Source organism: Nocardioides sp., from assembly GCF_016462705.1.
In the GTDB taxonomy this organism is placed as follows: domain Bacteria; phylum Actinomycetota; class Actinomycetes; order Propionibacteriales; family Nocardioidaceae; genus Nocardioides.
On the sequence record NZ_JAEMSS010000204.1, the window covers coordinates 1 to 6,701 of the forward strand.

The following is a 6,701-nucleotide window of genomic DNA, read 5'->3' on the forward strand; positions in this document are numbered from 1 at the left end:
GCTTCTGCACCGAGATCTGGGTGCAGAAGCGTCGGACTGGGTGCAGGAGTCTCCTCCGCCGTGGATGAGTCCCCGGATATCCGGTGACTCCGCCACCCGTCAGACGCCGCGCTCCCGGAGCCAGGCGATGTCGGCGACGTGCGCGTCGGCGGGGCCGGGCGTCTCGAGCACGACCGGTGCGCCCGCCTCGCGGACCACGGACGCCAGGAGGTCGGGGTCGAGCTGGCCGGCGCCGAGGTTGGCGTGCCGGTCGGCGCCGGAGTCGAACGCGTCCCGGCTGTCGTTGCAGTGCACCAGGTCGATCCGGCCGGTGATCGCCAAGACGTCGTCGACGATGGTCTCCATCGGGTTGCCGCCGGCATGGGCGTGGCAGGTGTCGAGGCAGAAGCCGACCCGGTCGAACTGCTCGGTCGAGGAGATCGCCTCCCAGACCCCGGCGATCCGGTCGAGGTAGCGGGTCATCGCGTTGGTGCCGCCCGCGGTGTTCTCGATCAGCAGCGGGAGCTTGAGGTCGGTGGCCTCGACCGCCTTGCGCCAGTTGTCGAAGCCCTTGGCGGGGTCGTCGTCGTCGGTGACGTGGCCGCCGTGCACGATCAGCCCCTTCGCCCCGATCTCGGCCGCGGCGTCGACGTGCTGCTGGAGCAGCTTGCGGCTGGGGATGCGCTGGCGGTTGTTGGTGGTGGCGACGTTGATCAGGTACGGCGCGTGCACGTAGAGGTCGACGCCCGCGGCCTCCGCGTCGGCCCTCAGCCCGGCCGCGCCACCCTCGTAGGCGAGGACCGGGCCCTTGTAGCTCTGCGGGTTGCCGAGGAAGAACTGCACCAGCGGGACATCGCGGGCCGTGGCCTCGGCGATCGGGTCGGTCTGCTCCACGTGGGCACCGATGCGGAGGGTCATGAGGGCAATCTACGAGCCGCTACCGACGGTGGGACACGTGCCCGAGCCGGTCGGGCACGGTGGGCCAGGCGTCCGCGCGCGGCGACGGCAGGGTCCGCAGCCGGGCCAGGGCCACCTGCGCGGTCGGTCGCTTGTGCGGGTCCGCGCGGGTCATCGCGCCGGCGAGGGTCGCCAGCGGTCCGGGGCGGTCGAGCAGCCGCCGGGTGAGCACCCCGGCGGCGTAGACGTCCTGGCTGGCGTGCGCGGGGGCGCCCGCCTCGCGCTCGGGGGCGAGATAACCGGGCGTGCCGATCGTCGTCTCGTCGCCGAAGTCGGCGAGCCGGACCCGCGGCCGGCCGGCCCCGGTGGGGTCGAGCAGCAAGTTGGCGGGCTTCACGTCCCGGTGCACGACCCCGCGGGTGTGTGCCGCGGACAGCGCCTGGAGGAGCTGGTCGACGACGACGCCCACGAAGGCCTCCGGCAGCCGGCCGTGCTCCCGGCACAGGTCGAGCAGCGAGCCGCCGCGGACCAGGTCCATCACGGCGAAGGCGGTGCCGTCCTCGGCCACCGAGCAGGTCTGGGCCAGGACGTGCGGGTGGTGCAGGTCCACGTCCACGTCCGGGACCGCCGCGCCCAGCACCTTGACGGCCACCCACGTCCGGCGCCGCCGGTCCCACGCCCGCCAGACGACCCCGGACGCCCCGTGGCCGACCACGTCGCGGAGCTCGTAGCGACGCGCGAGGAGCGGCCCGGAGCCCATGGGCGGACGCTAGGCGGCGTACGGCGTCGCCGGCGGCCGCTCTCCACAGCCCAGCGATTGGGAGGCAGCGTCCGGCCGCTGGTAATCTCGCTCGCTGTTGCTCGTGCCCCATCGGGGCGCCGGTGCAACCGCATCCCTCCTGTCACGGATCGCCCGTGGCCGCTTAGTCCAGAGGAGGTAGGGACTGCTGTGCGCAACTACGAAGTGATGGTCATCCTCGACCCGAGTCTTGAGGAGCGGACCATCGAGCCGTCGCTGACGAAGTACCTGGGCGTCGTGACCAAGGACGGTGGCACCGTCGACTCCCTCGAGGTCTGGGGCCGTCGTCGCCTCGCCTACGAGATCGCGAAGCACCACGAGGGCATCTACGCCGTCATCCAGCTGACCGCCGAGCCGGCCACCGTCAAGGAGCTCGACCGCCAGCTGACCCTCAACGAGTCGATCCTGCGGACCAAGGTCATCCGGCCGACGGTTCCCGTGGCGGCCCCAGCCTCCTGATCCCGGCGGTGCCGTCCCTGTGGACTGCACCTGGCAGGTGTCGGCGTCGAGGGCCACGATGGGCGCACCAGCGCTCGTCCGGCCGTCCCACGACACCGCCGCGAGATCACAGACCTAGCTAGGAGACTGCTATGGCAGGCGAGACCCTCATCACCGTGGTCGGCAACCTCACCGACGACCCGGAGCTGCGCTTCACCCCGTCGGGCGCGGCCGTCGCGAACTTCACCGTCGCCTCGACGCCCCGCAACTTCAACAAGCAGACCAACGAGTGGGAGGACGGCGAAGCCATGTTCCTCCGCTGCTCGATCTGGCGGCAGGCGGCCGAGAACGTCGCCGAGTCGCTGCAGCGGGGCATGCGCGTGGTCGTCCAGGGCCGCCTCAAGGCGCGTTCCTACGAGACCCGCGAGGGCGAGAAGCGCACCGTCTTCGAGATCGACGTCGAGGAGATCGGCCCGTCGCTCAAGTTCGCCACCGCCAAGGTCAACCGGGTCAGCCGCTCCGGCGGCCAGGGCTACTCCGGCGGCGGTGCCCCCTCGGGTGGCGCGGCGCCGTCCGGTGGTGCCTCGTCCGGCGGCCAGCAGGCCGACGACCCGTGGGCGACCCCCGCCCCGGCGGCCTCCTCGCCCGGCAACGACCCGTGGGGGGCACCCGGCGTGCCCGCCGACGAGCCCCCGTTCTGATCCACCACCCGGACTCTTCCCTGAACTCCACGAACCACTGAAGGAAGCACTGAACCCATGGCCAAGCCCGTCCTGCGCAAGCCGAAGAAGAAGGTCTGCCAGTTCTGCAAGGAGAAGGCGACCGGTGTCGACTACAAGGACACCGTCCTGCTCCGCAAGTTCATCTCCGACCGCGGCAAGATCCGCGCGCGTCGGGTGACCGGCAACTGCGTGCAGCACCAGCGCGACGTCGCCATCGCGGTCAAGAACGCCCGCGAGGTGGCCCTGCTGCCCTACACGTCCACCGGCCGCTGACCGGCATCAAGGGAGACCTGAAGACATGAAGCTCATCCTCACCCAGGAGGTCACCGGCCTCGGTGCTCCGGGCGACGTCGTCGAGGTCAAGGACGGCTACGGCCGCAACTACCTCGTCCCGCGTGGGCTCGGGATCCGCTGGACCCGCGGCGCCGAGAAGACCGTCGAGTCGATCAAGGCGGCCCGTAGCAGCCGCGCCCTCCGCGGCCAGGACCACGCCGAGGAGATCCGCGCCAAGCTCGAGGCGGCCCCCGTCAACGTGCAGGTCCGCGCCGGCGAGACCGGCCGCCTCTTCGGCGCCGTGACCGTCACCGACATCGCGGGCGCGCTCGCCGAGGTCACCGGCGAGGACGTCGACAAGCGCACGATCGCGATCGCCAACCCGATCAAGGCCCTCGGCTCGCACGAGATCACGGTGCGTCTGCACGAGGACGTGACGGCGACGGTCACCGTCAACGTCGTCCCCGCCTGACGACCTGACCGACCTGACGCCGGGCCCGCTCAGGACACCAGGTCCGCGGTGCCCCTCGAGGCTCCGTTGCGCGCCGGCGCCGGCACCTGGGGGAGGACCACCTCGCCCCGGTGCCGCGCCAGCGCGGCGCGGAGCTCCTCGTTGAACCGCTCGGCCGCCGCCGGGTCGCAGAACCGCTCCAGCGCCCACCGCCGGTTGGCGGCGCGCTCCTCCTGCACCTCGGGGGTGTTGGCGAGCACCTCCCGGGCGTGCCGGGCGATGTCCTCGGCGGTCGTGTAGAACCGGGCGCCCGGGCCGGCGTACGCGCGGGCCTCGGGCCGGTCCGGCAGGCACACCGACGCGCCGGCGCACAGCGCCTCGGCCACGGACATCGGCATCCCGAACGGGTCGTCGGGCCGCAGCGTGTAGACGTGCAGCGCCGTCCGCCCGAGGAGTGCGAACACGTCCTCCCGGGGCAGGTTGACCTGCACCAGGGGTGGGTCGGTCCGGTCGCCGCACCGCTCGAACAGGTCCCCGGGGAGCTGTTCGAACTCCTCGGTCGCCGCGACGACGATCCGTCGCTCGACGCCCGGCAGCTGGTCCATCGCCGCGAAGAGGAGGTCGAAGTCCTTCTTCGGCAGCCCGGCCGAGCTGGACAGCACCAGGTCACGGGTCCGGCTGGGATCCGGGGCCGGGATGCGCTCGTGCGAGGTGAGCAGCAGCGGGAGCGCGTGGGTGCCGGGGAAGCCCTGGCTCGCGGTGGGGTAGGCCCACACGCCCAGGCAGAGCGGGTCCGCCAGCACGCGCTCCACCGCGCCGCGGTCGATGTCGAACCCGTGGGAGCGGACGGCGTACGGGATCCCGAGCTCGGTGAGCTGGTCGGCGAGCATGTGGGCGACGCCGACCCAGTGCATGACGATGACGTCCGGAGCGAACTCGCGCACGCCGGTGGCCAGGTCGCCCCACACGGGGGCGTCGACCCGCATGGGGGCGACCGGCTTCTTGATCCTCACGAAGCCGAGCCGGGCGCCGTGCGCGGCGAGCGCGCCGAGCTCGTCGGCGATGTAGGTCTCGGAGAGCAGCGGGAACTGGGCGTTGACGCCGAGGACGTGCAACGGCCGGCGCCGCCGGGCGCTGGCTCGCACCCGCGCCGCCGGTCCGTCGATGTCTCGCCCGTCGGAGATCCGGTCCGGCGCGTCGGTGGTGTAGCCGACCGCTCGCGCGGGCACGGGGACGCCCGGGTCGTCATCGGTGAGGCGGAGGACCAGGTCCCAGTCACTGAACCGGGGCAGGTCGGGGTCCCAGCGCACGGCCGGGTCCGCGCGGTGCCCGATCTGCCCGGTGTCGACGAGGTTGTGCTGCTCCAGGAGCCTGCGGTCGAAGTCGTCGAGGTGGACCCGCTCGTTGCCCGCGGCGTCCCGGGCCACGCGCGCCCCGTAGAGCAGAGGCGCCTCGGGATGCCGCCGAGCGGCGTCGACGAGGGCCGCCAGCCACACGGGGAACATCACGTTGTCGTCGTCGAGGTAGGTGACGAGCTCCCCGGACGCCGCCGCCAGCCCCGCGTTGCGCGCCGCTCCCTCGTTGCCACCGTGGGAGGGGACCAGCCGCAACCGGGGGTCGGCGAGCTCGTCGAGCACGGCGCGTACCTCATGGGTCCGGTCCGGGTCGCCGTCGTCGACGACCAGGCCCTCCCACTCGGGGTACGTCTGCGCGACCAGGGACCGCAGCGCCCGGCGGAGGAACTCGGGCCGGTGCCGGGTGGGCACCACCACCGACACGGGCACACCTGCCGGGGGCACGGCCCGCAGCCACTCCTCGTGGAGCCAGATGCGCCGGACCAGGTCCGACTGGTCGTGACCGGGCGGCGGTGTCGCGGCGAGCGCCGCCGTCGTGTTGACCTGGGCGGCCAGCTCGGCGTGGCGGGCCCGGGTCTCGGTGGCGAGCGCCTCGAGCCGGGCCTGCATCCGTACCGCCATCAGGCGCTGTCGCTTCCGGATCGCCTTCAGCTTCGGCGCGACGTCCTGCGCACCACCGTCGTCGGCCGTCGCGGCGATCGCCCGCAGGGCTCGCCGCGCGGCCTGCTTTGGCCGTGAGGTCATGCGCGGGAAACTAGCGCACGAGCAGGCTGGCGCGCCTGCCCGATACGGGGGACGGTCAGCTGCGGGCGACCAGGGCGTCGAGGCGGACGCTGGACTTCGTGCCCCGCAGCGACACCACCCGGATCTGGATGGTGCCGCTCTGCAACGGCGAGAACGCGTCGCGCACCAGGATCTGCGCGGTCCGGGCCGTCTTCGAGCGCAGGTCGACGGTGTACCACTGGCTCCGGCCGACGCGCACCTGGATGGTGCCGGACCTGGGCCCGACGGGTGCGATCAGCCGCACCTCGCGCACCTTCTTGACCCGCTTGACCACCAGGGTCTGGCCGACCTTGCGGGCCTCGACGTAGTCGTTGTCGAACAGCCCCTGCCCCGTCTTGCGCACGTTCTTCCAGCCGGAGCCCTTGCTGGGCTTGAGGTCGGCCGGGACGAAGAATCGCGTCGTCACCGGCGTCGGGTCGAGGTTGCCACCCCGGTCGACGGCCCGGGCCACGAACGTGGTGTCGCCGGCCGCCAGGTTGCGCAGGGTCACGGTGCCGCGCCCGCACGGCGTGACCGGGTCGCCGTTGACCGCGCAGCTGAAGCCGGCCGGCTCGTTGCTGTTGACCTCCAGGGTGGGGCTGGTGGTCAGGACGACCGGCCAGTCCGGACGGATCTTGTCGACCGGCTCCCGGTTGAGGAAGGTGTTGGGCGCGACCGTGTCGACCGCGATGGTGCGCGAGGTGCCGGGCTCGTGGTCGGGCAGGTCCGGGTCGCCGAGACATCCGTCGATGAACGGGTTGGCGTCGCAGGCCTGGACCGCCCGGTCCGTGGTGTCCACGGCCCGCACCCGGAACGTGTAGGGCGTCGTGGTGGTGTCACTCAGCCCGGTGTACGTCGCCGGGCTCGTGCAGGTGTTCCAGTCGGCCGGTGCCGCCGCGGTGTTGTAGAACTGGCACTCGAAGCCGATGCTGCCGGTGTCGGCATCGGTGTGCGCACCGCTGAACGCCACCGTGAGCGTCTTCGAGCTCACGTAGCCCCCAGGGTTGGGCGCCGGGGTCATCGAG

Annotated in this window: 8 protein-coding genes; 4 read left to right on the forward strand and 4 right to left on the reverse strand. The window is 72.5% G+C overall.

The genetic code is table 11. The features are described from left to right. Positions 1-99: 99 nt before the first annotated feature. A complete protein-coding gene (locus JHD21_RS19180; protein ID WP_292678468.1) occupies positions 100-897 on the reverse strand; it encodes a deoxyribonuclease IV in 798 nt (265 codons plus the stop codon). A gap of 19 nt (positions 898-916) precedes the next feature. Beyond that, positions 917-1,636, reverse strand: a complete 720-nt coding sequence (locus JHD21_RS19185; RefSeq protein WP_292678470.1) for a serine/threonine-protein kinase — start codon at positions 1,634-1,636, stop codon at positions 917-919. A gap of 189 nt (positions 1,637-1,825) precedes the next feature. On the opposite strand from JHD21_RS19185, the gene rpsF reads away from it, so the two are divergent. The 4 genes from rpsF to rplI all read left to right on the forward strand — a co-directional run bounded on the left by rpsF (position 1,826) and on the right by rplI (position 3,580). Next, positions 1,826-2,134, forward strand: a complete 309-nt coding sequence (gene rpsF, locus JHD21_RS19190; RefSeq protein WP_292678473.1) for a 30S ribosomal protein S6 — start codon at positions 1,826-1,828, stop codon at positions 2,132-2,134. Between the two features lie 131 nt (positions 2,135-2,265). Further along, positions 2,266-2,814, forward strand: coding sequence for a single-stranded DNA-binding protein (locus tag JHD21_RS19195; protein WP_292678475.1), 549 nt, complete (start codon positions 2,266-2,268; stop codon positions 2,812-2,814). A gap of 57 nt (positions 2,815-2,871) precedes the next feature. Further along, on the forward strand, positions 2,872-3,108 hold the full coding sequence (gene rpsR / locus JHD21_RS19200; RefSeq protein WP_292678476.1) for a 30S ribosomal protein S18: 237 nt from the start codon (positions 2,872-2,874) through the stop codon (positions 3,106-3,108). A gap of 25 nt (positions 3,109-3,133) precedes the next feature. Next, positions 3,134-3,580 (forward strand): 50S ribosomal protein L9, encoded by a 447-nt coding sequence (gene rplI / locus JHD21_RS19205; RefSeq protein WP_292678478.1) that lies wholly within the window; start codon positions 3,134-3,136, stop codon positions 3,578-3,580. 29 nt (positions 3,581-3,609) lie between these two features. Here rplI and JHD21_RS19210 read toward each other — a convergent pair whose 3' ends face one another. Both JHD21_RS19210 and JHD21_RS19215 read right to left on the reverse strand, forming a co-directional pair. Continuing rightward, the gene (locus tag JHD21_RS19210) at positions 3,610-5,658 is read right to left on the reverse strand and encodes a glycosyltransferase (RefSeq protein WP_292678480.1); all 2,049 of its coding nucleotides are present in this window, start codon (positions 5,656-5,658) and stop codon (positions 3,610-3,612) included. A gap of 55 nt (positions 5,659-5,713) precedes the next feature. Further along, on the reverse strand, positions 5,714-6,701 hold a 988-nt coding region (locus tag JHD21_RS19215; RefSeq protein WP_292678482.1), incomplete at its 5' end, for a hypothetical protein.

Excerpts from the sequence above, each read along its gene's own strand:
- JHD21_RS19210 (WP_292678480.1), bottom strand. The coding sequence starts at position 5,658 with ATGACCTCACGGCCAAAGCAGGCCGCGCGGCGAGCCCTGCGGGCGATC.
- rplI (WP_292678478.1), top strand. The coding sequence starts at position 3,134 with ATGAAGCTCATCCTCACCCAGGAGGTCACCGGCCTCGGTGCTCCGGGC.
- JHD21_RS19195 (WP_292678475.1), top strand. The coding sequence starts at position 2,266 with ATGGCAGGCGAGACCCTCATCACCGTGGTCGGCAACCTCACCGACGAC.
- JHD21_RS19185 (WP_292678470.1), bottom strand. The coding sequence starts at position 1,636 with ATGGGCTCCGGGCCGCTCCTCGCGCGTCGCTACGAGCTCCGCGACGTG.
- JHD21_RS19180 (WP_292678468.1), bottom strand. The coding sequence starts at position 897 with ATGACCCTCCGCATCGGTGCCCACGTGGAGCAGACCGACCCGATCGCC.
- rpsR (WP_292678476.1), top strand. The coding sequence starts at position 2,872 with ATGGCCAAGCCCGTCCTGCGCAAGCCGAAGAAGAAGGTCTGCCAGTTC.